The 22665-nt window shown below is 59.9% G+C and carries 20 protein-coding genes; 5 read left to right on the plus strand and 15 right to left on the minus strand.

Annotated elements, in window-relative coordinates; translation table 11 throughout:
• Positions 1 to 300 precede the first annotated feature (300 nt).
• Genes AC3WP7_RS00755 through AC3WP7_RS00770 form a run of 4 tightly spaced genes read right to left on the minus strand, consistent with a single transcriptional unit; the run spans position 301 to position 3778 of the window.
• Positions 301 to 1458 (minus strand): osmoprotectant ABC transporter ATP-binding protein OsmV, encoded by a 1158-nt coding sequence (locus AC3WP7_RS00755; RefSeq protein WP_071491102.1) that lies wholly within the window; start codon positions 1456 to 1458, stop codon positions 301 to 303.
• Entirely contained in the window at positions 1455 to 2108 is a 654-nt protein-coding gene (locus AC3WP7_RS00760; protein WP_058423040.1) for an ABC transporter permease, read from the minus strand. The genes AC3WP7_RS00755 and AC3WP7_RS00760 overlap by 4 nt, the downstream gene beginning before the upstream one ends.
• Positions 2109 to 2119: 11 nt before the next feature.
• Positions 2120 to 3016, minus strand: coding sequence for a glycine betaine ABC transporter substrate-binding protein (locus tag AC3WP7_RS00765; RefSeq protein ID WP_102591619.1), 897 nt, complete (start codon positions 3014 to 3016; stop codon positions 2120 to 2122).
• A gap of 9 nt (positions 3017 to 3025) precedes the next feature.
• Positions 3026 to 3778, minus strand: a complete 753-nt coding sequence (locus AC3WP7_RS00770; RefSeq protein ID WP_258539690.1) for an ABC transporter permease — start codon at positions 3776 to 3778, stop codon at positions 3026 to 3028.
• Between the two features lie 295 nt (positions 3779 to 4073).
• On the opposite strand from AC3WP7_RS00770, the gene AC3WP7_RS00775 reads away from it, so the two are divergent.
• From AC3WP7_RS00775 to AC3WP7_RS00785, 3 genes are all read left to right on the plus strand, one after another.
• On the plus strand, positions 4074 to 5657 hold the full coding sequence (locus tag AC3WP7_RS00775) for a peptide chain release factor 3 (RefSeq protein WP_078046847.1): 1584 nt from the start codon (positions 4074 to 4076) through the stop codon (positions 5655 to 5657).
• Between the two features lie 274 nt (positions 5658 to 5931).
• Positions 5932 to 6177, plus strand: coding sequence for a hypothetical protein (locus AC3WP7_RS00780; protein ID WP_071491105.1), 246 nt, complete (start codon positions 5932 to 5934; stop codon positions 6175 to 6177).
• 96 nt (positions 6178 to 6273) lie between these two features.
• Positions 6274 to 6528, plus strand: a complete 255-nt coding sequence (locus AC3WP7_RS00785; RefSeq protein ID WP_092240684.1) for a hypothetical protein — start codon at positions 6274 to 6276, stop codon at positions 6526 to 6528.
• A gap of 57 nt (positions 6529 to 6585) precedes the next feature.
• Here the strand turns inward: AC3WP7_RS00785 and AC3WP7_RS00790 are convergent, their stop codons facing one another.
• The 11 genes from AC3WP7_RS00790 to AC3WP7_RS00840 all read right to left on the minus strand — a co-directional run bounded on the left by AC3WP7_RS00790 (position 6586) and on the right by AC3WP7_RS00840 (position 20624).
• Positions 6586 to 6933, minus strand: coding sequence for a hypothetical protein (locus AC3WP7_RS00790; RefSeq protein WP_092240686.1), 348 nt, complete (start codon positions 6931 to 6933; stop codon positions 6586 to 6588).
• Positions 6934 to 7218: 285 nt separating this feature from the next.
• Positions 7219 to 8190 (minus strand): peptide ABC transporter ATP-binding protein, encoded by a 972-nt coding sequence (locus tag AC3WP7_RS00795; protein WP_016971590.1) that lies wholly within the window; start codon positions 8188 to 8190, stop codon positions 7219 to 7221.
• Positions 8190 to 9158 carry an ABC transporter ATP-binding protein gene (locus AC3WP7_RS00800; protein WP_071491107.1) on the minus strand — a complete coding sequence of 323 codons (969 nt, stop codon included), beginning with the start codon at positions 9156 to 9158 and terminating at the stop codon, positions 8190 to 8192. The genes AC3WP7_RS00795 and AC3WP7_RS00800 overlap by 1 nt, the downstream gene beginning before the upstream one ends.
• A gap of 10 nt (positions 9159 to 9168) precedes the next feature.
• A complete protein-coding gene (locus AC3WP7_RS00805; RefSeq protein ID WP_010213191.1) occupies positions 9169 to 10080 on the minus strand; it encodes an ABC transporter permease subunit in 912 nt (303 codons plus the stop codon).
• A 10-nt stretch (positions 10081 to 10090) separates the two neighbouring features.
• Positions 10091 to 11101 carry an ABC transporter permease subunit gene (locus tag AC3WP7_RS00810; RefSeq protein ID WP_025856266.1) on the minus strand — a complete coding sequence of 337 codons (1011 nt, stop codon included), beginning with the start codon at positions 11099 to 11101 and terminating at the stop codon, positions 10091 to 10093.
• Between the two features lie 76 nt (positions 11102 to 11177).
• A complete protein-coding gene (locus AC3WP7_RS00815) occupies positions 11178 to 12773 on the minus strand; it encodes an ABC transporter substrate-binding protein (RefSeq protein WP_093119891.1) in 1596 nt (531 codons plus the stop codon).
• 80 nt (positions 12774 to 12853) lie between these two features.
• Positions 12854 to 14251 (minus strand): OprD family outer membrane porin, encoded by a 1398-nt coding sequence (locus tag AC3WP7_RS00820; protein ID WP_092240692.1) that lies wholly within the window; start codon positions 14249 to 14251, stop codon positions 12854 to 12856.
• 171 nt (positions 14252 to 14422) lie between these two features.
• Complete coding sequence (locus AC3WP7_RS00825; RefSeq protein ID WP_102591618.1) at positions 14423 to 16027, minus strand: ABC transporter substrate-binding protein; 1605 nt, start codon at positions 16025 to 16027, stop codon at positions 14423 to 14425.
• 304 nt (positions 16028 to 16331) lie between these two features.
• A complete protein-coding gene (locus tag AC3WP7_RS00830; protein ID WP_102591617.1) occupies positions 16332 to 17960 on the minus strand; it encodes an ABC transporter substrate-binding protein in 1629 nt (542 codons plus the stop codon).
• A 258-nt stretch (positions 17961 to 18218) separates the two neighbouring features.
• Complete coding sequence (locus tag AC3WP7_RS00835) at positions 18219 to 19820, minus strand: ABC transporter substrate-binding protein (protein WP_102591616.1); 1602 nt, start codon at positions 19818 to 19820, stop codon at positions 18219 to 18221.
• A gap of 90 nt (positions 19821 to 19910) precedes the next feature.
• Complete coding sequence (locus AC3WP7_RS00840; protein WP_071491113.1) at positions 19911 to 20624, minus strand: SIMPL domain-containing protein; 714 nt, start codon at positions 20622 to 20624, stop codon at positions 19911 to 19913.
• 205 nt (positions 20625 to 20829) lie between these two features.
• On the opposite strand from AC3WP7_RS00840, the gene AC3WP7_RS00845 reads away from it, so the two are divergent.
• Positions 20830 to 22092 carry an ATP-binding protein gene (locus tag AC3WP7_RS00845; protein ID WP_058423028.1) on the plus strand — a complete coding sequence of 421 codons (1263 nt, stop codon included), beginning with the start codon at positions 20830 to 20832 and terminating at the stop codon, positions 22090 to 22092.
• A complete protein-coding gene (locus AC3WP7_RS00850; protein ID WP_003171731.1) occupies positions 22085 to 22645 on the plus strand; it encodes a response regulator transcription factor in 561 nt (186 codons plus the stop codon). The genes AC3WP7_RS00845 and AC3WP7_RS00850 overlap by 8 nt, the downstream gene beginning before the upstream one ends.
• Positions 22646 to 22665 lie beyond the last annotated feature (20 nt).

The raw sequence follows: 22665 nt of genomic DNA on the forward strand, positions 1-22665 counted from the left end.
CCATGGGATCAACCGCTTCCCTTGGCCTTGCTGTCTCGTCGTCAGTACTTGAGCCGGATGGATCGTTTCCAGCATGGACGTTCGGCGCGAACTTTAGGACGTGAGGGGCCATAGATCAACTAAAAATGTCGCGTTTTTGCACGCGCTCGTCGCACAGCCGCGTGCAGCTACTTATGTAACCGACCGGTGTGACGGAATGATGTTCCCCGAATGGGGCAAATCAGGGGGATTTCCTTGGCCCACCATAGAGCCAAATGTGGGAGGGGGCTTGCCCCCTCCCACATGTTGACCTGTGTTGTGTCAGGCCAACGCAGTTTCAGCTGGCGACACGATACTGGTCTTGCCCCCACGCGACTTACCAGAGCTCAGGTACTCGGCAATCGACTCCTGCGTCACTTCCCCGAGGAACACCCGTTCCGCATCCATCACCGGCAACCACGAGCGGTTGAACTCGTACATGCGTGACAGCAGGATGCGCAAATGCTCGTCGTACGCCGCCGTGGCGTTGAACTCGCGCAGATACTGGCCGCAAGTCCCGGTCTGACGGTGCAGGTCGCGACGGCGTACATAACCCAGCGCCTTGTTCTCGGCACAAGTGACGACCACATAGCGGCGGTCGGTTTCGTCCATCAGCTCCAGGGCATCGGCCACTGGAGTTTCCGGGCTCACCGACGGCGCGTTGTCCGCAGCATCCTCGGCCTTCACCAGCAGCAGACGCTTGAGGGTGCTGTCCTGGCCCACGAAGTTGCTGACGAACTCGTCGGCAGGGTGCGCCAGCAGCGTGTCCGGATGGTCGATCTGCAGCAATTTGCCGGCACGGAAGATGGCGATCTTGTCACCCAGCTTGATGGCCTCGTCGATGTCGTGGCTGACCATGATCACGGTCTTGTTCAGCGCGCGCTGCATCTCGAAGAATTCGTTCTGGATCATCTCGCGGTTGATCGGGTCGACTGCGCCGAACGGCTCGTCCATCAGCAGCAGCGGCGCATCGGCCGCCAGTGCGCGGATCACGCCGATGCGCTGTTGCTGGCCACCGGACAGCTCACGCGGGTAGCGATGCAGGTACTGTTTGGGTTCCAGCTTGATCATGCTCATCAACTCGCGGGCGCGGTCGTGGCATTTCTGCTTGTCCCAGCCGAGCAGCTTGGGCACCACCACGATGTTTTCCTCGATGGTCATGTTCGGGAACAGGCCGATCTGCTGGATCACATAACCGATGTTGCGGCGCAGGGTCACTTCGTCAAGATCGGTGGTGTCTTCGCCATTGATCAGGATCTTGCCCGAGGTGGGCTTGATCAGGCGGTTGATCATTTTCAGCGTGGTGCTCTTGCCGCAACCCGATGGGCCGAGGAATACGCAAATCTCGCCTTCGTTGACGGTCAGGCTTACATCGTTCACGGCCGTTACCGTCTTGCCGTTGCTTTGGAAGGTCTTGGACAGGTTTTGAAGTTCGATCATTTGAGCAGTCCTTTTGGAGTCAGCGAGCGTTGCAGCCATTGCAGAAGCAGGTCGGCGAAGATGGCCAGGAGACTGACCAGCACGGCGCCGACGATCAGCATCGACATGTCGCTGCGGCTGATGGAAGCCAGAATAAGTACACCCAGGCCACCGGCGCCGATGGTGGCGGCGATGGTCATCACACCGATGTTCATCACTACGGCGGTGCGCACACCGGCGAGGATCACCGGCACAGCGATGGGCAACTCGACCATGCGCAGGCGCTGGCCGAAGGTCATGCCGATGCCTTTGGCGGCTTCGCGAATGCCAGGCTCCACGCCAGTGAGGGCGAGGTAGGTGTTACGCATGATCGGCAACAGGGAGTAGAGGAACACGGCGGTGATCGCCGGCATCGGCCCCAGGCCCTGGCCGAATTTGGAGTAGAACGGCAGCAGCAGGCCGAACAGGGCGATGGACGGTACGGTCAGCAATACCGTGGCGCTGGCTTGCAGCGGGCCTGCAAGCGTCGGGAAGCGCGTCATCAGGATGCCCAGGGGCACGCCGATCAGGATCGCGAGGATCACGGCAATGCCGACCAGGGTGATGTGCTGCCCGGTCAGGTGCAGGACTTGGGCCCAATCAAGATGGGAAAAGGCGTTCAGGAATTCCATGTCTTCTCCTCTTATTGATTGATCGGATGCTGGCGCAGGAAATCGGCGGCAACAGTGGAAGGGCTTTCATGGTCGACGTCGACCCGGGCGTTCAGCTGGCGCATGGTTTCGTCGTCGAACAGCGCGGCCAGCGGCTTGAGCTCGGCGGCCAGTTGTGGATGCGCATCCAGATAAACCTGGCGCACCACCGGCGCGGCGGTGTAGTCGGGGAAGTAATGCTTGTCGTCTTCCAGCAACTTCAATTTGAAGGCATTCAGGCGGCCGTCGGTGGTGTAGACCAAACCGGCGAACACCTGCCCATTACGCAGCGCGGTATAGACCAGGCCAGCGTCCATCTGCCGGGTGTTCTTGCGGGTCAGGTTCATGTCGTACAGCTTGACCATGCCGGCCAGGCCGTCGGAACGGTTGGCGAACTCGGTGTCCAGGGCGACCAGGCGTGTGCCTTTGGTTTTTTCCGCCAGGGCCTGGGTCAGGTCGCTGATGCTGTTGATCTGCGGGAATTCCTTCGCCACGTTCTCCGGCAATGCCAGGGCGTAGGTGTTGCTGAAGCGCGACGGGGAGAGCCAGACCAGGCCCTTTTTCGCGTCGAGTTCTTTCACCCGAGCGTAGGATTGTTCACTGTCGAGTTTCTCGTCGACATGGTTGTAGGCCACCAGCGACACGCCGGTGTATTCCCAGATCAGGTCCAGTTGCCCGCTTTCCTGGGCACTGCGCGCCAGGTTGCTGCCCAGCCCGCCGGTCACGCGGGTGTCATAGCCCTTGGTGCGCAGGTACTGGGAGGTGATTTCGGCGAGCAGGGTCTGTTCGGTGAACACCCGGGCGCCGATGCGGATCACCGGTTTTTCGGCGGCTTGTGCAACGCCTACCAAGAGCAGGACGCAGCTCATTATCAATGTCAGTTTTTTCATGTCGGTTCCTTAAGACGCACGCAACCCGCGTTCCAGCCAGAGGCGGCTGGCCAGAGTCACCAGACCGTCGAGCAACAACGCCAGCAGCGCGGTGCACGCAGCGCCGAGCAGCAATTGCGGCTGATTGTTCAGGGCGATGCCAGGGAAGATCAGGCTGCCCAGGCTGTTGGCACCGATCAGGAACGCCAGCGGCGCGGTACCGACATTGATCGCCAGGGCCACACGCACACCGCCGACGATGATTGGCACGGCGTTGGGCAATTCCACGCGAAACAGCACTTGGCGCGGCGTCATGCCGATGCCGGTGGCGGCTTCTTTCAGGGAGCCCTGGACGTTTTTCAGGCCTTCGTAGGTGTTGCGCACGATAGGCAGGAGGGAGGCGAGGAACAGCGCGAAGATGGCCGGGCCGCTGCCGATGCCAAGGACGCCGAGGGCGATGGCCAGTACGGCCAGGGGCGGGACGGTGTTGCCGATGTTGAAGATCTGCATGAAGCGTTCTGCGCGCCCGACCATGTGCGGTCGGCTGAGCAGGATACCGGCGGGGATGCCCACAATCAGGGCGGCCAGCATGGAGACAAGAACGAGGATCAGATGAGCTTGCAGGTAAAACAACAAATCGTCGCGGTACAGTTCGATCGTGTTGATGCCGATCCAGTGGACCAGCAGGGCCAAGAGGGCGACGACAACCGCTCCTCCTATCAGCCCTTTGCCATAGCGAATAGCCACAGGCGGACTCCTTTTTTCTTCTGTCGGCGCCCACATTCTCCGGCGGCAATGCCATTCCTGGCTGCCTCTGAATGTGGTCGCGAAATGCAGCTCGCCGATACCGGCAACGCGGTATGCGATCGAGCCATGAGCGCAGCCTCGTCAGGCTAACTTGCTGATTTATCAGCCCCTGTTCCGAGTGCGGTAGCAGGGGAGTGGACGTCTCTACCTTTTAAAAGGTTCCACACTTGGCAGCATTTAGCCACCCCCAATGGGCTGAACGGTGGTCCGTCCTCCTGGGTTTGCGCTATACTCGCCGCCCTTTTTTGACTCACCTGCCAGGCGATTTCCCATGACCCACCAGGCCGCCGAAGTCGCGAAACGCCGCACTTTCGCCATTATTTCCCACCCCGATGCCGGTAAAACCACCATCACCGAGAAGCTCTTGCTGATGGGCAAGGCAATCGCAGTGGCCGGCACGGTGAAATCCCGCAAATCCGACCGCCATGCCACCTCCGACTGGATGGAAATGGAAAAACAACGGGGTATCTCCATTACCACGTCGGTCATGCAGTTCCCGTATCGCGACCATATGGTCAACCTGCTCGACACCCCGGGCCACGAAGACTTCTCCGAAGACACCTACCGCACCCTGACCGCGGTGGACTCGGCGCTGATGGTCCTAGACGGCGGTAAAGGCGTCGAGCCCCGCACCATCGCGCTGATGGACGTGTGCCGTCTGCGTGACACGCCGATCGTCAGCTTCATCAACAAACTCGACCGCGACATCCGCGACCCCATCGAGCTGCTGGATGAAATCGAAGCCGTCCTGAAGATCAAGGCTGCGCCGATCACCTGGCCGATCGGTTGCTACCGCGACTTCAAGGGCGTGTACCACCTGGCCGATGACTACATCATTGTCTACACCGCCGGCCACGGTCACGAGCGCACCGAAACCAAGATCATCGAGAAACTCGACTCCGACGAAGCCCGCGCCCACCTGGGTGACGAGTACGACCGCTTTGTCGATCAGCTGGAACTGGTGCAGGGCGCCTGCCACGAGTTCAACCAGCAGGAGTTCCTCGACGGCCAACTGACCCCGGTGTTCTTCGGGACCGCCCTGGGCAACTTCGGTGTCGACCATGTACTCGACGCCGTTGTCGACTGGGCGCCCAAGCCTCTGGCCCGTGTTGCCAACGAGCGCACCGTGGAACCGGTCGAAGAGAAATTCACCGGCTTCGTGTTCAAGATCCAAGCGAACATGGACCCAAAACACCGCGACCGCATTGCCTTCATGCGCATCTGCTCCGGCAAATACGAAAAAGGCATGAAGATGCGCCACGTGCGCACCGGCAAGGACGTGCGCATCGGCGACGCCCTGACGTTCTTCTCCTCCGAGCGTGAACAGCTCGAAGAAGCCTACGCCGGTGACATCATCGGCCTGCACAACCACGGCACCATCCAGATCGGCGACACCTTCACCGAAGGCGAAGCGCTGGGCTTTACCGGTATCCCGCACTTCGCCCCGGAACTGTTCCGCCGTGTACGCCTGCGCGACCCGCTCAAATCCAAGCAACTGCGCCAGGGCTTGCAGCAACTGGCGGAAGAGGGCGCCACCCAGGTGTTCTTCCCCGAGCGCAGCAACGACATCATCCTCGGCGCCGTCGGTGTGCTGCAGTTCGATGTGGTCGCCAGCCGCTTGAAAGAGGAATACAAGGTGGAGTGCTCGTATGAGCCGATCACCGTGTACTCCGCGCGCTGGATCGAGTGCAGCGATAAGAAGAAGCTGGAAGAGTTCTCCAACAAGGCTGTGGAAAACCTCGCAGTGGACGGCGGTGGGCACCTGACCTACCTGGCGCCGACCCGGGTCAACCTGGCGCTGATGGAAGAACGCTGGCCGGATGTGAAATTCCGCGCGACCCGTGAGCACCATTAAGGTCTGAGCGGTAAAGAACAGGGCGAAGCTGTGATGGCTTCGCCCTTTTTATTGGCCAAACACAAATAAAAATGTGGGAGGGGGCTTGCCCCCGATAGCAGTGGGTCAATCAATAAATCCGCTGGCTGGTACGCCGCCATCGGGGGCAAATCGAATCGTCGCACCGCCCCTCCCACATTTTGATCTTCATCGATCAGGGCTATTGGCGAGAAACCCACATCCCGTCTAGCGTTTGAAGTATTTCACTCACCCATCGACGGAATAGGAGGCCACCGTGCGTATAACTCAACGCGTCATTCAACTGGTGCTGCTGGGGGCTTTGGGCTTGTTCGCCTCATTGGCCCTGGCCGGCGCCGGCACGCCCCAATGGAAGGACACGGGCCCTGTCACCAAGAAAAAGCAGCAGGAGGTCAACTCTGGCAGCTGGCAGCCCCAGGCCCAGCCTGCGCCCAAGGAGGATGCGGAAAATCCCTATAACGAGGGGGAGGACAGTGCTACCTTCGACGACGGTGAGACCTGAGACTTGGCGTAAACCCGGCATCGGGGCTAGCGTCAATACTGGCGGCGGTAGACGGCTGTCGCGCGGGATTGACCTACTGACTGGACGGAATCAACCATGAGTATTTTTCAACGAGTTGTGCTGTTGATAAAAGTGCTGGTGCTGTTGTCGTTGGGGATGTCGTCGGCCTGGGCGCATAGCCCGGTGCAGAGCGGTGTTGTGGCTTCGGGGCACTGCCAGGATCTGCAACTGGCGAAGTCCGAGGCGGAGCCTGGCGACAAGGGCCAGGGTGGCAGTGAGGACGACGATGACTCCACCACCGACGAGCCGGACAGCGATGATCCGGACGCTGAAGGCGACAGCCAGACATAGTGTCCAAGGCTATGGAGGATTTAAAGGATGGAAGGTGGCAAGCCACCTCCCGTCCTCTTATAACGTGTTTGGTCCGACCTGAAGTTGTTTCAGTGCAAGATTGGCCCCAGCCCGAACGGTCTCAACTTGTGCATGAACCGCATCTTTCACAAGGGCCTCGTTAAAATCACTCAGCTCCTGATGCTTGATATGTTCGACACACAAATACAATAGGTGCAGGGCTACATCCATGGCGCTCTGAAAAGAGATCAGAGTGTTGTTGTGGCCCAATTCTTTTATTACGTTTTCCCAGCGTATATCCGACTCGGCCTGAAGCCGCTTAAACTCACCCATGGTGATGTCGTCGTCCTGGTAAATGGTGTTCAGCAAGTGCTCAAGAGAACGTGATACGGGGCGATATTTCATGGCGTTATCGATTTTCAATGATGAGGCGACTGAATCTAATCATTGATTTTGCAATTAACAATAGAGGCTTAGATGGTGTTACAGGTTTAGGAATAGAGGCGTGCGTACTATAATAAAGTTGCACTGAAAACAGCAGTATTTAAGGATGGACTACACACGTGGTGTGTTTTGAATCATTAATAAAAAGCCCCTGCCGCTAGGCTGATGCGCAACCTGGTGGCAGGGGCTGTGGAACTCGGAGCGTCAACCTCTAGCTGGAGTGGGGGAGACCGCTCCAGCCGAGCATCACGCGACGAACTGCTCCGCATAATGGCAGGCCACCTGGCGGTTATCCAAGGCCCGCAGTTGCGGCTCCTCGCTGCTGCACCGCGCCGTCGCATACGGGCAACGCTTGTGGAACGCGCAGCCCGGCGGCGGGTTCAGCGGGTTAGGCAACTCGCCGACGATCTTGATCTTCGGCTTGTTCGGGTCCGGATGGATGGTCGGGGTGGCCGACAGCAGCGCCTGGGTGTACGGGTGCAGCGGGCGTGCGTAGATGTCTTCCTTGGGGCCCACTTCCACCGGGCGGCCGAGGTACATCACCATCACGTCATCGGCGACATGCTGCACCACCGCCAGGTTGTGGGAGATGAACACGTAGGCCGTGTTGAATTCCTGCTGCAGGTCCATGAACAGGTTGAGCACCTGGGCCTGGATCGATACGTCGAGCGCCGAGGTCGGTTCATCCGCCACCAGCACTTTCGGTTGCAGCATCATCGCGCGGGCCAGGGCGATGCGTTGGCGTTGGCCGCCGGAGAACATGTGCGGGTAGCGCTGATAATGCTCGGGGCGCAGGCCCACTTGCTTCATCATCGCCTGCACTTTTTCGCGGCGTTCGGCGGCGGACAGGTTGGTGTTGATCAACAACGGCTCGCCCAGTTGATCGCCAACTTTCTGCCGTGGGTTGAGCGACGCGTACGGGCTCTGGAACACCATCTGCACGTCTTTGCGCAGTTGCTTGCGCTGGGCCTTGTCGGCGCCGGCGACTTCCTGGCCGGCGATTTTCAAGGAACCGGAAGACGGCTCTTCGATCAATGTGAGCGCACGGGCCAGGGTAGATTTGCCGCAACCCGACTCGCCTACAACGGCGAGGGTCTTGCCGGCTTCCAACTCAAAGGACACGCCATTGAGGGCGCGCACAGTGGCGTGGCCCTTGAACAGGCCACGGGACACTTCGTAGTGACGGGTCAGGTCGCGGGCGGTAAGAACGACGGCCATTACGCCACCTCCTGGTTCAAGGGGTAGAAGCAGCGCGCAAGGCTGTTGGTTTTCGGATCAAGGCCGGGGCGCTGGCTCCGGCAGTTTTCCTGCACGTACGGGCATCGCGGCGACAGCAGGCAGCCCTGCGGACGGTCATAGCGGCCGGGTACGATACCGGGCAACGTGGCCAGGCGCGTGGCGCCCAGGCTGTGCTCCGGGATCGCCTTGAGCAGGGCTTCGCTGTACGGGTGCGCCGGGATGTCGAACAGTTGCGGCACCTGGCCGACTTCCACCGCTTGGCCGGCATACATCACGCACACGCGCTGGGCGGTTTCCGCCACGACCGCGAGGTCGTGGGTGATCAGCACCAGGCCCATGTTCTGTTCTTTCTGCAGGGCCAGCAGCAGGTCCATGATCTGCGCTTGAATGGTGACGTCCAGTGCGGTGGTGGGCTCATCCGCGATCAGCAGTTTCGGCTCGCCGGCAATCGCCATAGCGATTGCTACACGCTGGCTCATACCGCCGGACAGTTGGTGCGGGTAGGCATCCATACGGCTGGCAGCGCCCGGGATTTCAACCTTTTCCAACAGTTCGATGGCGCGTTTGCGCGCTTGTTTGCCGGACATTTTCAGGTGCAGGCGCAACACTTCTTCGATCTGGAAGCCCACGGTGTAGCTGGGGTTCAGCGCGGTCATCGGGTCCTGGAACACCATCGCCAGGTCTTTGCCGACGATCTGGCGACGCTGGCGATTGCTCAACTTGAGCATGTCCTTGCCGTCGAAGTTCAGGGCGTCGGCGGTGACGATGCCGGGGTGCTCGATCAGGCCCATCAGCGCCATCATGGTCACGGATTTACCCGAGCCCGACTCGCCAACGATGGCCAGTACTTCGCCTTTGTCGACGGAAATGTCGAGGCCATCGACCACCGGCACGGCGGTCTTGTCGCCGAAGCGCACGTTGAGATTCTTGATTTCTAACAGTGACATGGGAATCTCCTCAGGCGGCGTTCTTGAGTTTCGGGTCCAGCGCATCGCGCAGGCCGTCGCCCATCAAGTTGATTGCCAGCACGCTGAGCAAAATGGTCAGACCCGGCAGGCTTACCACCCACCAGGCGCGTTCGATGTAGTCACGGGCCGAAGCCAGCATGGTGCCCCACTCCGGGGTTGGCGGTTGTACGCCAAGGCCGAGGAAGCCAAGGGCCGCTGCATCGAGGATCGCCGAAGAGAAACTCAGGGTGGCCTGGACGATCAGCGGTGCCATGCAGTTGGGCAGCACAGTAATGAACATCAGGCGCGGCAGGCCGGCACCGGCGAGGCGCGCGGCGGTCACGTAGTCGCGGTTCAGTTCGCCCATCACCGCCGCGCGGGTCAGGCGCACGTAGGACGGCAGCGACACGATAGCGATGGCGATCACGGTGTTGATCAGGCCAGGGCCGAGGATTGCCACAATGGCCACGGCCAGCAGCAGCGACGGCAGGGCCAGCATGATGTCCATCAGACGCATGATGGTCGGGCCGAGCAAGCGCGGGAAGAACCCGGCGAACAGACCCAGCAGAATGCCCGGGATCAGCGACATCACCACCGACGACAAGCCGATCAGCAACGACAGGCGCGAGCCCTGGATCAGGCGTGAAAGCAGGTCGCGGCCCAGTTCGTCGGTGCCGAGCAGGAATTGCATCTGCCCACCCTCCAGCCAGGCTGGCGGGGTCAGCAGGAAGTCGCGGTATTGCTCGCTCGGGTTATGCGGTGCAACCCACGGGGCAAAGATCGCGCAGAACACGATCAGCAACATGAACAGCAGGCCGGCAACCGCGCCTTTGTTCTTGGAGAAGGCTTGCCAGAATTCTTTGTACGGGGACGGGTACAGCAGGCTTTGATCGACTGCTGACACTGGAGTAGGTGTGGTCATGGTCATGATCTCAGCGCTGGTGACGGATGCGTGGGTTGGCGAAGCCGTAGAGGATATCCACCACGAAGTTCACCAGGATCACCAGGCAGGCGATCAGCAGGATGCCGTTCTGCACCACCGGGTAGTCCCGCGCGCCAATGGCTTCGATCAGCCATTTGCCGATGCCGGGCCACGAGAAGATGGTCTCGGTCAGGACCGCACCGGCCAGCAGCGTGCCGACTTGCAGGCCGACCACGGTCAACACCGGGATCAGTGCGTTACGCAGGCCGTGCACGAACACCACGCGCGTCGGCGACAGGCCTTTGGCCTTGGCGGTGCGGATGTAATCTTCGCGCAGCACTTCGAGCATCGACGAACGGGTCATCCGCGCGATCACCGCCAGCGGGATGGTGCCGAGCACGATGGCCGGCAGGATCAGGTGGTGCAGGGCGTCGAAGAACGCGTCCGGCTCGTCAGCCAGCAGCGTGTCGATCAGCATGAAGCCGGTGCGCGGCTCGATGTCGTAGAGCAGGTCGATACGCCCGGAAACCGGGGTCCAGCCCAGGCTCACCGAGAAGAACATGATCAGGATCAGGCCCCACCAGAAGATCGGCATCGAGTATCCCGCCAGGGAGATACCCATCACCCCGTGGTCGAACAGGGATCCTCGCTTCAATGCCGCGATCACCCCGGCCAACAGGCCCAGGATACCGGCGAACAACAGGGCGGCCATGGACAGTTCCAGGGTCGCGGGGAACAGGGCGGTGAATTCAGTCCACACGCTGGTGCGGGTCCGCAGCGATTCGCCAAGGTCACCCTGGGCGAGTTTGCCGACGTAATCCAGGTATTGCGCATACAGCGGCTTGTTAAGGCCGAGGCGTTCCATTGCCTGTGCGTGCATCTCGGGGTCGACGCGCCGCTCGCCCATCATGACTTCGACGGGGTCGCCAGGGATCATGCGAATCAACGCAAACGTGAGCAACGTTATGCCGAAAAACGTGGGGATCAATAACCCCAGTCGGCGGGCAATAAAACTAAACATCTTGTCGTGTACCTCAATCAGCCGGTTAGGCAGGTCCGGCGCCGTCAATGTCGACGGCGCCGAGCGTTTTTCTTATTTACTTCACCTGGGTGGTGGCGAAGTTATTGTTCGTCAGAGGGCTTTGGGTATAACCCTCGACGTTCTTGCGCATAGCGGTGAACATTTTCGGGTAAGCCATGGGGATCCATGGTTGGTCCTTGTCGAAAACGTCCATGGCTTGTTCATAGAGTGCAGCCCGTTGTGCGGGTTCAGCCACAGCGCGCGCCTTGTCGATCAAGTCTTGAAACTCTTTGTTACACCAGCGCGCGTAGTTTTCGCCGTTTTTCGCTGCATCGCAACTCAGGTTCGGCGTGAGGAAGTTATCCGGGTCGCCGTTATCCCCCGCCCATCCGGCGGATACCATGTCGTGTTCACCGTTTTTAGCACGCTTGAGCATTTCGCCCCATTCCATGACTTTGATATTCACCTTCAGGCCAATCTGCGCCAGATCCGCCTGCATGCGCTGGGCGCCGAGCATCGGGTTAGGGTTGGTCGGGCCGCCGCCGTTACGGGTGAACAGGGTGAACTCGGTGCCTTCCGGCACACCCGCTTCCTTGAGCAGGGCACGGGCCTTGTCGAGGTCGCGCGGTGGGTTTTTCAGCTTGTCGTTGAAGCCCAGCAGCGTGGGGGGAAACGGGCCGGTGGCATCGACAGCGTTGCCTTTGCCGTACAGCGATTCGTTGTAGCCTTTTTTGTCGAACGCGATGTTGATCGCGTGACGCACCCGCGCGTCGCTCATGTACTTGTGTGTGGTGTTCAGTGCGGTGTAGGCGGTGGTCATCGCCGCCAGTTCATCGACCTTCAGGTTCGGGTCTTTCTTGATGCTTGGCAGGTCATCGGGCTTGGGATATAGCGCGACCTGGCATTCGTTGGCCTTGAGCTTCTGCAGGCGCACGTTGTTGTCGACCGCAATGGCCAGGATCAACGGATCGGCCGGCGGCTTGCCACGGAAGTACTCCGGGTTGGCCTTGAAGCGCACCTGGGCATCTTTCTGGTAGCGGATGAAGATGAACGGGCCGGTACCGATCGGCTTGCTATTGAGCTCATCGGTCTTACCGGCGGCGAGCAGTTTGTCGGCGTATTCAGCGGAGTGGATGGCGGTAAACGGCATCGCGACATCGGCCAGGAACGGTGCTTCAGGGCGCGTCAGGGTGAAGACCACCGTGTGGTCATCAGTCTTCTCGACACTTTTGAGCAGTTCCTTGAAGCCCATGCTTTCGAAATAGGGGAAACCCGTGGTGGATTTGTTATGCCAAGGGTGTTTCGGGTCCAACTGGCGCTGGAAGCTCCAGAGCACGTCATCGGCATTCAAGTTACGCGTGGGTTTGAAATAGTCGGTGGTGTGGAACTTGACGTCATCGCGCAGGTGGAACGTATAGGTCAGGCCGTCGTCACTGATTTCCCAGCTCTTGGCGAGCGCGGGAACAATTTCAGTGGTGCCTGGCTTGAAGTCCACCAAACGGTTGAACATGGTTTCAGCAGCGGCGTCAGCCGTCACGGCCGTGGTGTACAGGACCGGGTCGAAACCTTCCGGGCTGGCTTCGGTGCAGACCACCAGTGGTTTGGCCGAAACGCCGATGGCCACGCTCAACAGCGCGGCAGCCATGGCGGCTTGTAGTGGGAGCAATTTCATTCGGAGCCCTCTGCAATCGATGGGACCAGACAAACGTAGACGGCGGGCTCGTCCTGAGCCCGCCGCTTACTTGGCGCTGATTAAAGAATGTTGAACGGGATGGTGGTGACCAGGCGGAACTCTTTGATGTTGCCATCAGCTTGTTGGGCGCTGGCGCGGTGAGTCACGTAGGTGCCACGGATCGTAGTGGCCTTGAGCGGGCCGCTCTGAATTGCGTAGGAAGTACCAACGCCGTATTCCTGGTGTTTCTCGCCGTCCATCAGGCGCAGGTCGCTACGCGATGCGCCGGCTTCGCCGTAGGCGGTGCCGTTGTAGTGAGTACCGTCGATGCCCCAACCGCGCGCCGAGTAGACGTTGAACTTCAGGCCTGGCACGCCGTATTCGGCCATGTTGATGGCGTAGGCGATCTGGAAAGACTTCTCGTTCGGGCTGTTGAAGTCCGAAGTCAGGGAGTTTGCCAGGTAGATGCCGTTGGTTTCGTGCAGGTAGTCGAAGTACTCGTCACCGTTCACTTCCTGGTACGAGAAGGTCAGGCTGTGGGCCTGGTGGGTCAAGCCCAGGGACAACGAGTAGGTGTCGTTGTCGATGTTGCCCATCTTCTTGCTGCCGGTGTCGGTGGTCTTGTAGTAGTTCAGGCCGGTGGTCAGTGCCAGGGTCTGAGCATCACCCAGTTCGTGGGTTGCGCCGAAGTAGTACTGGTTCCAGAAGTCTTCGACGTTGGCGGCGAACACGCTGGTTTTCAGGCTCTTGAACGGCTGGTAGTTGAAGCCCAGGGTCTTGACCTTGTCGGTTTCCTGGCCATTGCCGTATTCGGAACGGAATTTCGACAGGCTCTGCTCGGTACGCGGCGAAACGCGATCGAAGATACCGCCCTGGAACGACAGGTTGCTGAACTCTTCGCTGTTGAAGCTCACACCTTCAAAGCTCGAAGGCAGCGCACGGTTGCCGATGGTGTCGACGATACCGGTGCTGAAGTTCTGGCGACCGGCGGTCAAGGTGGTGTTGGAAACACGGAACTTGACGTTGGCCAGGCCCAGTTTGCTCCACTGGCCTACAGCGTCGCCGCCGGAGTCCGCCAGGGTACGGTTGGAGCCGCCGGCGATATCTTTGCGGTCGCGGTCGAGGGCGATGAAGTTGTAGGCAGCGACTTCAGTGCTGACCCCGACAGTGCCTTGGGTGAAGCCCGAGGTGTAGTTGAGGATGGTGCCCTGGGCCCAGTTGATACGGCGCGAGATCGGCGTCTTCACGCCGTCTTTGCGATAGCTGAAGCGGTCGTTGCGAAACTTCATTTCGTTCGCATACCAGTTGCGAGTGGTACCGCCCAGGCTTTGACCGTCGATGAAGCCCTTGGCCTCGCTTTGCGCGCTGGTGCCGGCCAGTGTGGTCGGCACGAAGTCCTGGCTGGCGGGTTCCGCGTAGGCGGTGGCCGTGATGCTGCTGATGGCCAGGGCCAGAAGCGCTTTGCTGCTCAGTTTCATGGGTTGAAGCTCCTTTGGTTCTCTTTTTAATGCCGGTCTTTTTTGGTGATCCGGCTATTGGGTGTGTAACTCGTTCAAGCCATTGCAAACGTTTGGCGTAGGAAAAATCCCAACAAAAGGCCGCGCGTTTGCAGCAAGGCGGGGGCCGCCCTGCGCAATCCGGTTATTTTCTTATGGGGTGATACTGACGCCCGAGAACACGTTGCGGCCGAAGGGGCTGACCTTGAACCCTTCGACTTTGGCGCTTAACGGCTGGTTGACCGTCGAGTGGGCGACTGGCGTGATCGGCACCTGCTGTTTAAGCAGTTGCTGCGCCTGTTTGTACAGAACAGTCCGTTGTTCGCGGTCGGTCACGACCTTGGCTTGCTTGATCAGCGTGTCGTACGCCGGGTCACACCACATGGAGTAGTTGTTCCCGCCGATGGCGTCACAGCTGTAGAGGGTGCCCAGCCAGTTGTCCGGGTCACCGTTATCGCCGGTCCAGCCGATCAGGCTCACATCGTGCTCACCGTTCTTGGTGCGCTTGATGTACTCGCCCCACTCGTAGCTGACGATCTTGACCTTGAGGCCGATCCTGGCCCAGTCGCTTTGCAGCATCTCGGCCATCAGCTTGGCGTTGGGGTTGTACGGCCGTTGCACCGGCATCGCCCACAGGGTGATTTCGGTGCCTTCCTTCACGCCGGCAGCCTTGAGCAGTTCCTTGGCTTTTTCCGGGTTGTAGGCGGCGTCCTTGATAGTCTCGTCGTAGGACCACTGCGTCGGCGGCATGGCGTTTACGGCCAATTGCCCGGCGCCCTGGTACACGGCATTCAGGATGCTCTGCTTGTTCACCGCCATGTCCAGCGCCTGGCGCACTTCAAGCTGGTCGAACGGCTTGTGGCGCACGTTGTAGGCGATGTAGCCGAGGTTGAACCCCGGCTTGGTCAGCAGTTTCAGGTTCGGGTCGGCCTTGAGTGCGTCGACGTCAGCCGGGCGCGGATGCAGGGTCACCTGGCATTCGCCGGCCTTGAGCTTTTGCACGCGCACCGAAGCGTCGGTGTTGATGGCGAAAATCAGCTGGTCGAGCTTGACCTTGCTCGGGTCCCAGTACTGTTTGTTGGCCACATAGCGGATCTGCGAATCTTTCTGGTAACGCTGGAACACGAAGGGGCCAGTGCCGATGGGCTTCTGGTTGATGTCGCTGGGCTTGCCGGCCTTGAGCAATTGCTCGGCGTATTCGGCCGACAGGATCGCGGCGAAGCTCATGGCGATGTTCTGGATAAACGCGGCATCGACCGTGTTCAGGGTAATCACCACGGTGTGCGGGTCGGTTTTCGCGACCTTGGCAATGTTCTTGTTCAGGCTCATCCCGTTGAAGTACGGAAACTCGGTGGGGTAGGCCTTGCGAAACGGATGGTCGGGGTCAAGCATGCGGTTGAAGGTGAACAGCACGTCGTCGGCGTTGAAGTCCCGGGTCGGCTTGAATTCCTTGTTGCTGTGGAATTTCACCCCTTCACGCAGGTGAAAGGTGTAAGTCAGGCCGTCCTGCGAAATATCCCACTTGGTTGCCAGCGCGGGTACGACACCGGTCTCGCCTTTTTCAAACTCAACCAGGCGGTTGTACAGCGGCTCGGCCGCATCGTTATCGGTGGCGGTGGTGTACTGCGCGGTGTCAAAGCCGGCCGGGCTGCCTTCCGAGCAGAACACCAGGCTCCGCTTGTCAGCGGCGTGGCCCATTGTGGCCGCAGCCAGCAGGCTGGTACCAAAAATTGCGGATAGAACGGTGGTATGGCGCATGACGATCCCGATCCTTGTTTGTAGTTGTCATCAGCGAGCAATCACCCCGGCATTCAGCCAGGGGGACATCACTGATCCCACACGCAGCAAGTGCCTTTCCGAGTTTGGAGCCTCTGCTGTCCTACGACGTTATGGGTCGCGGACTTCGCAGTAAATGCGCCAAATCGGATTGACCCTGTAGGCAACGGCGCCGTGCATCGCAGTTCGTTGCTGTAGGAGGCAACGATTGCGAGCGTGGTCTGTTTCCTACGGGCCAGGCGGATGCAATAACGGCGACGTTATGAAACGTCGCCGTCATGGCTTCTTACTTGCCGCTTACGCTCACGCCGTAGAAGGAGTTCAAGCCAAACGGGCTGATCTTGAAGTCCTGTACGGTGTTGCGCATGGGTTGATACACCGTCGAGTGCGCGATAGGTGTCATCGGGACTGCATCTTTGAGGATATGTTGCGCCTGCTTGTACAGCTCGGTGCGTTTGGCGACATCCGATGTGGCCTTGGCTTCTTTGACGATGCCGTCGAATTTCTTGTCGCACCATTTGGAGAAGTTGTTACCGGCCAGCGAGTCGCAGCCGAACAGCACGTTCAGCCAGTTGTCCGGGTCACCATTGTCACCGCTCCAGCCAATGATCATGGCCTGGTTCTCGCCACCTTTGGAGCGCTTGATGTACTCGCCCCACTCGTAGCTGGTGATCTTCACGTTGAGACCGATCTTCTTCCAGTCGTTTTGCAGCATTTCAGCCATCAGCTTGGCGTTCGGGTTGTACGGACGCTGAACCGGCATGGCCCACAGAACGATTTCAGTACCTTCCTTGACGCCGGCTTCCTTGAGCAGCGACTTGGCTTTCTCAGGGTCGTACTTGGCGTCCTTGATGGTGGTGTCATACGACCATTGGGTCGGCGGCATGGCGTTGACGGCCAGTTGGCCGGCGCCCTGGTACACGGAATCGATGATCTGCTGCTTGTTCACCGACATGTCCAGCGCCTGGCGTACGCGCAGGTCAGCCAATGGGTTTGGCTGGTCGCTGCCCTTGACCTTGTCCATGACGTTGTAGGCGATATAGCCCAGGTTGAAACCGGCCTGGTTCGGCAGTTTCAGGTCCTTGTCCGCTTCCAGCGCCTTGAGGTCGGCCGGACGTGGGAACAGGGTGATCTGGCATTCGTTTTTCTTGAGCTTCTGGATGCGCACCGACGGGTCGGTGGTGATGGCGAAGATCAGGTTGTCGATCTTCACGTCTTCAGGTTTCCAGTAGTCCTTGTTGCCGGTGTAGCGGATGTTCGAGTCTTTCTGGTAGCTCTTGAACACGAACGGGCCAGTGCCGACCGGCTTCTGGTTGATGTCCGCAGCCTTGCCTTCTTTCAACAGTTGGGCGGCGTATTCAGCCGACTGGATCGAGGCAAAGCTCATCGCCAGGTTCTGGATGAAGGCGGCGTCCACGGTGCCAAGGGTGAACTTGACAGTATGGTCATCGACTTTCTCGATGTTCTGGATGTTGGTGTCCATCCCCATGTCCGTGAAGTACGGGAATTCGGTGGGGTAGGCCTTACGGAATGGATCGTCCTTGTTGATCATGCGGTTGAACGTGAACAGCACGTCATCGGCATTGAAGGTACGGGTCGGCTTGAAGTACGGGGTGGTATGGAACTTGACGCCATCACGCAGGTGGAAGGTGTAGGTCAAGCCATCCGGGGACACGTCCCAGCTGGTAGCCAGCCCAGGAATCACAGCGGTGCCGCCGCGTTCGAACTGGGTCAGGCGGTTGAACATGGTTTCGGCCGAGGCATCGAAGTCTGTTCCGGTGGTGTACTGGCCTGGGTCGAAACCGGCCGGGCTCCCTTCGGAGCAGAACACCAGGTTAGTCGCCGCTTGGGCGAAAGGAGCTGCGGCCATAAGGCCAGCGCTAACAATTAACGGAATGACTGCGTGTTTAAGCATGTTGGCCTCATGATTTGTTGTCATTTTTGGTGGTGAGGGCGACCTCGTGAGTCGGCCTGCGGATACTTATGCAGGCGCCATACCCATTGCAAGATGCTGAACCGTTGCGAGGCTGAAACAGTGGTACGAACGTACAGGAATGTCGCAATTATGAAAGTTTCGACATATTTGCGTATATTTCGAGGGTTTTTTCGGTGCATCCGTCGCACCAAAAAGACCCAGCCGAGGCGTCTGGCGCACTCGGTTGGGGCGCTTCTGTTACTTATCTAGACTCACGCCGTAGAACGGTGTCAGGCCAAAGGGGCTGATCTTGAAGTCCCGCACTTCCTTGCGCAGGGGCTGGAAAACCGTCGAGTTTGCAATAGGCGTTATAGGTACTTGTTCCTTAAGGATTTTTTGTGCCTGTTGATACCACTTGATGCGCTGTTCGCGGTCGTTGCTGACCTTGGCCTGCTGCACCAATTTGTCGTAGGCCGGGTTACACCATTTGGCGTAGTTGCTGCCCTTCACCGCAGCACAACTGTAGAGCACGCCGAGCCAGTTATCCGGGTCGCCATTGTCGCCCGTCCAACCATAAATCATGGCGTCATGCTCGCCATTTTTGGCGCGCTTGATGTATTCGCCCCATTCATAGCTGACGATATTGGCCTTGATGCCGATCTTCTCCCAATCCTGCTGGATCATTTGTGCCGACATGCGCGCGTTCGGGTTTGAAGCGCGCTGCACGGTCATTGCCCACAGGTTGATGGTAGTTCCTGGTGCAACCCCTGCTTCTTTTAGTAGCGCCTTGGCCTTGACCGGGTCATGGGGCGCGTCCTTGAGGGTGGGGTCATAAGACCACTGCGCCGGAGGCAGGGCGTTCTGCGCCAATTGTCCGGCACTCTGGTACACCGCCTTGATAATCGCCGGCTTGTCGATGGCCATGTCCAGGGCCTGGCGCACCTTGAGCTGATCCAGCGGCGGGTGGGTCACGTTGTAGGCCAGGAAGCCCAGGTTGAAACCGGCCTGCTGCAGCACGCGCAAGTTCGGGTCCTGCTTCATCACGTCGATATCGGCGGGGCGCGGGTAGCCGCTGACCTGGCATTCGCCGGCCTTGAGCTTCTGTAAGCGCGACGCAGCATCCGGGGTGATGGCGAACACCAGGTTGTCGAGCTTCACATCCTCGGGTTTCCAGTACTGTTTATTGGCCACGTAGCGGATCTGCGAATCCTTCTGGTAGCGCTTGAACACAAACGGCCCGGTGCCCACCGGTTTCTGGTTGATCTCTTCGGCCTTGCCCTGCTTGAGCAGTTGCGCGGCGTACTCGGCCGATTGCACCGAGGCGAAGCTCATGGCCAGGTTTTGCACAAACGACGCATCGACGTTGTTCAGGTTGAAGCGCACGGTATGGTCGTCAAGTTTCTCGACGCTCTTGATCGTGGTGTTCAAGCCCATGTCGGTGAAGTACGGCGACTCGGAGGGGTAAGCCTTGCGGAACGGACTGTCGGCATCCAGCAGGCGATTGAAGGTGAACAGCACATCATCCGCGTTGAAATCGCGGGTAGGGGTGAAGAAATCGGTGGTGTGGAACTTGACGCCATCGCGCAGATGGAAGGTGTAGGTCTGGCCGTCTTTGGAGATGTCCCAGCTTGTCGCCAAGCCAGGTTCGACTTCGGTGCCGCCACGCTTGAACTGCGTGAGGCGGTTGAACACGGTCTCGGCCGACGCATCGAAATCGGTGCCGCTGGTGTACTGGCTGGGGTCGAAGCCGGCTGGGCTGGCTTCGGAGCAATAGACCAGGGTGCTGGCCGCGTGGGCCACTGGCATGAAGGCCAGCAGGCCGGCGGCGAGGAGGAGCGGTTTTAAGGCAATTCTTTCCATGGAGACCCCTGAAGTGGCAGGTGTATATAAGCTGCCCAAACGAAAACGGCGCCACCGAGGGTAACGCCGTTCAGGTCTATCAGGTAGGGGTCACGGCATCTGCACTTCAATCACGCCATCGGCGCTCATGTTGACTTGGCTGGTGCCGGCTTCCACTTCAGGTGTGGGGGCTGAATCAGCCATCGCGGCCTTCATCATCATCCCGCCACGGGCGTAAGGCATCGGGTAGCCATTGGTGTTGAAGTTCAGGTTGACGATCTTGTAGCCCTTGCCGCCCAGCGCATCAGTGGCCAGTTGGGCGCGAGCCTTGAATGCGGCGACTGCATCTTTGAGCAGCGCATCTTCGCTGGACTTGCGCGTGGTGTCGGCGATGGAGAACTCCATGTTTTCCATTTTCAGGGTGCTCTGCAGTTCACCAGTGAGCTTGGACAGCGCCGGGAAGTCCGCACTTTCCAGGCGCAGCTCGGCGCGCTCGCGCCAGCCGGTGATCTTCTGGTTCTTGTTGTCGTAGATCGGATAGCTGTTGCGGCTGCCCTGGCGCAGGGTTACGCCTTTGACTTCACGCGCCTGGCCCAGGGCCTTGTTCATGGTGGTGGTGATTTCGGCGGCGAGTTTGGCCGGGTCGCTGTTCTGGGACTCGGTGTACAGCGTGACGATCATCTTGTCGCGGGCCACCTCCTGGCTGACTTCGGCGCGCAGGGAAATCTGGTTGTAGTTCAGTCCTTCGGCGGCCACGGCCGGAAGGCTGGCCAGGGTGGCCACGCCGAGGGTGATAACAGCTGCACTGCGAGTGAAACGAGACATGAAAGCTCCTTGAGGTGATCGTGTTCGGTATGACTGTAGACGGTGGCACCGGGTTCTTCGGGTTTACACATTACCTACATGTTGTAGCGATGCCGACGAACGGTCATTTGCCCGGCCTGCGGCAAAGAGCCACACGCGCCGTGCCGGTGGGTCTGCTTCGTTTATACTCCTGCCGATCCGCCTGCAGCGCTCACCGGGAGAGCTCATGCTCGCCGCCGTAAAACTGACTTCCGCCACCCGCCAGAACCTCTGGCGCCTGACGTTCATCCGCACGCTGGTGCTGGCCGCACAGGCCGGCTCCGTCGGGCTCGCCTATTGGTTCGACCTGCTGCCGCTGCCGTGGCTGCAACTGGGCGTGACCCTGGGTTTCTCCATCGTGCTGTGTGTGTTCACCGCCATCCGGTTGCGCACCACCTGGCCGGTGACCGAGTTGGAGTACGCCCTGCAATTGGCTTGCGACTTGTTTATCCACAGTGTGTTGCTGTATTTCTCCGGCGGTTCCACCAATCCATTCGTTTCTTATTACCTGGTGCCCTTGACCATTGCCGCCGTGACCTTGCCGTGGCGGTATTCGGTAGTGCTGTCGGGCATCGCCCTGACCCTCTACACCCTGTTACTGGCGCGCTTCTACCCGCTGCAAACCTTTCCCATCGCCCGGGAAAACCTGCAGATCTACGGGATGTGGCTGAGTTTTGCGCTGTCCGCCGCCGTCATCACCTTCTTCGCCGCACGCATGGCCGAAGAACTGCGCCGCCAGGAAGAGCTGCGCGCCATTCGCCGTGAAGAAGGCCTGCGCGATCAGCAACTGCTGGCTGTCGCCACCCAGGCCGCCGGCGCTGCCCATGAATTGGGTACACCGTTGGCCACCATGAGCGTGCTGCTCAACGAAATGACCCAGGACCACCACGATCCTGCGTTGCAGGAAGACCTCGGCGTGCTGCGCGAACAGGTCAAGCAATGCAAGCAGACCTTGCAGCAACTGGTACGCGCCGCCGAGGCCAATCGCCGCCTGGCGGTGGAGATGCAGGACGTGACCCAGTGGCTCGATGAAGCCCTGAACCGTTGGCACCTGATGCGCCCCGAAGCCAGTTACCGTTTTCATCTATTAGGGCAGGGCACAGTGCCGCGCATGGCGCCACCACCGGATCTGACCCAGGCGCTGCTCAACCTGTTGAACAATGCCGCCGACGCCTGCCCTGAAGGCCTGGGTGTGCAGCTGGACTGGGATGCCGAAGACGTGACCATCAGCATTCGCGACCACGGCGCAGGTGTGCCGCTGGCCATTGCCGAGCAGATCGGCAAGCCCTTCTTTACCACCAAGGGCAAAGGCTTCGGCCTTGGCCTGTTTTTGAGCAAGGCCAGCGTGACCCGCGCGGGCGGCTCAGTGAAGCTCTATAGTCATGAGGAAGGTGGCACGCTCACCGAGCTGCGCCTGCCCCGTGTCGCACGAGGAGATATCGATGAGTGACGAGATCCAAGTCGAAGGCGAAGAACTGCCGCACCTGTTGCTGGTAGATGACGACGCCACCTTTACCCGCGTGATGGCGCGCGCCATGAGCCGCCGCGGTTTTCGCGTCAGCACCGCTGGCTCCGCCGAAGAGGGCCTGACCATCGCCCAGGCCGACCTGCCGGACTACGCCGCGCTCGACCTGAAGATGGACGGCGATTCCGGCCTGGTGCTGCTGCCCAAGCTGCTGGAACTCGACCCGGAAATGCGCGTGGTGATCCTCACCGGTTACTCCAGCATTGCCACCGCCGTCGAGGCGATCAAGCGCGGTGCCTGCAACTACCTGTGCAAGCCGGCGGACGCCGACGATGTGCTGGCCGCCTTGCTCTCCGAACACGCCGACCTCGACACCTTGGTGCCGGAAAACCCGATGTCGGTGGACCGCCTGCAATGGGAGCACATCCAGCGCGTACTGACCGAGCACGAAGGCAATATCTCCGCCACCGCTCGCGCCCTGGGCATGCACCGCCGTACCTTGCAGCGCAAGTTGCAGAAGCGTCCGGTACGGCGTTGAGCAATGCTGGATCAAAAAAG

It is taken from the genome of Pseudomonas sp. FW305-3-2-15-C-LB1, from assembly GCF_058787615.1.

Excerpts from the sequence above, each read along its gene's own strand:
- AC3WP7_RS00755 (WP_071491102.1), bottom strand. The coding sequence starts at position 1,458 with ATGATCGAACTTCAAAACCTGTCCAAGACCTTCCAAAGCAACGGCAAG.
- AC3WP7_RS00760 (WP_058423040.1), bottom strand. The coding sequence starts at position 2,108 with ATGGAATTCCTGAACGCCTTTTCCCATCTTGATTGGGCCCAAGTCCTG.
- AC3WP7_RS00765 (WP_102591619.1), bottom strand. The coding sequence starts at position 3,016 with ATGAAAAAACTGACATTGATAATGAGCTGCGTCCTGCTCTTGGTAGGC.
- AC3WP7_RS00770 (WP_258539690.1), bottom strand. The coding sequence starts at position 3,778 with ATGTGGGCGCCGACAGAAGAAAAAAGGAGTCCGCCTGTGGCTATTCGC.
- AC3WP7_RS00775 (WP_078046847.1), top strand. The coding sequence starts at position 4,074 with ATGACCCACCAGGCCGCCGAAGTCGCGAAACGCCGCACTTTCGCCATT.
- AC3WP7_RS00785 (WP_092240684.1), top strand. The coding sequence starts at position 6,274 with ATGAGTATTTTTCAACGAGTTGTGCTGTTGATAAAAGTGCTGGTGCTG.
- AC3WP7_RS00790 (WP_092240686.1), bottom strand. The coding sequence starts at position 6,933 with ATGAAATATCGCCCCGTATCACGTTCTCTTGAGCACTTGCTGAACACC.
- AC3WP7_RS00795 (WP_016971590.1), bottom strand. The coding sequence starts at position 8,190 with ATGGCCGTCGTTCTTACCGCCCGCGACCTGACCCGTCACTACGAAGTG.
- AC3WP7_RS00800 (WP_071491107.1), bottom strand. The coding sequence starts at position 9,158 with ATGTCACTGTTAGAAATCAAGAATCTCAACGTGCGCTTCGGCGACAAG.
- AC3WP7_RS00805 (WP_010213191.1), bottom strand. The coding sequence starts at position 10,080 with ATGACCACACCTACTCCAGTGTCAGCAGTCGATCAAAGCCTGCTGTAC.
- AC3WP7_RS00810 (WP_025856266.1), bottom strand. The coding sequence starts at position 11,101 with ATGTTTAGTTTTATTGCCCGCCGACTGGGGTTATTGATCCCCACGTTT.
- AC3WP7_RS00815 (WP_093119891.1), bottom strand. The coding sequence starts at position 12,773 with ATGAAATTGCTCCCACTACAAGCCGCCATGGCTGCCGCGCTGTTGAGC.
- AC3WP7_RS00820 (WP_092240692.1), bottom strand. The coding sequence starts at position 14,251 with ATGAAACTGAGCAGCAAAGCGCTTCTGGCCCTGGCCATCAGCAGCATC.
- AC3WP7_RS00825 (WP_102591618.1), bottom strand. The coding sequence starts at position 16,027 with ATGCGCCATACCACCGTTCTATCCGCAATTTTTGGTACCAGCCTGCTG.
- AC3WP7_RS00830 (WP_102591617.1), bottom strand. The coding sequence starts at position 17,960 with ATGCTTAAACACGCAGTCATTCCGTTAATTGTTAGCGCTGGCCTTATG.
- AC3WP7_RS00835 (WP_102591616.1), bottom strand. The coding sequence starts at position 19,820 with ATGGAAAGAATTGCCTTAAAACCGCTCCTCCTCGCCGCCGGCCTGCTG.
- AC3WP7_RS00840 (WP_071491113.1), bottom strand. The coding sequence starts at position 20,624 with ATGTCTCGTTTCACTCGCAGTGCAGCTGTTATCACCCTCGGCGTGGCC.
- AC3WP7_RS00845 (WP_058423028.1), top strand. The coding sequence starts at position 20,830 with ATGCTCGCCGCCGTAAAACTGACTTCCGCCACCCGCCAGAACCTCTGG.
- AC3WP7_RS00850 (WP_003171731.1), top strand. The coding sequence starts at position 22,085 with ATGAGTGACGAGATCCAAGTCGAAGGCGAAGAACTGCCGCACCTGTTG.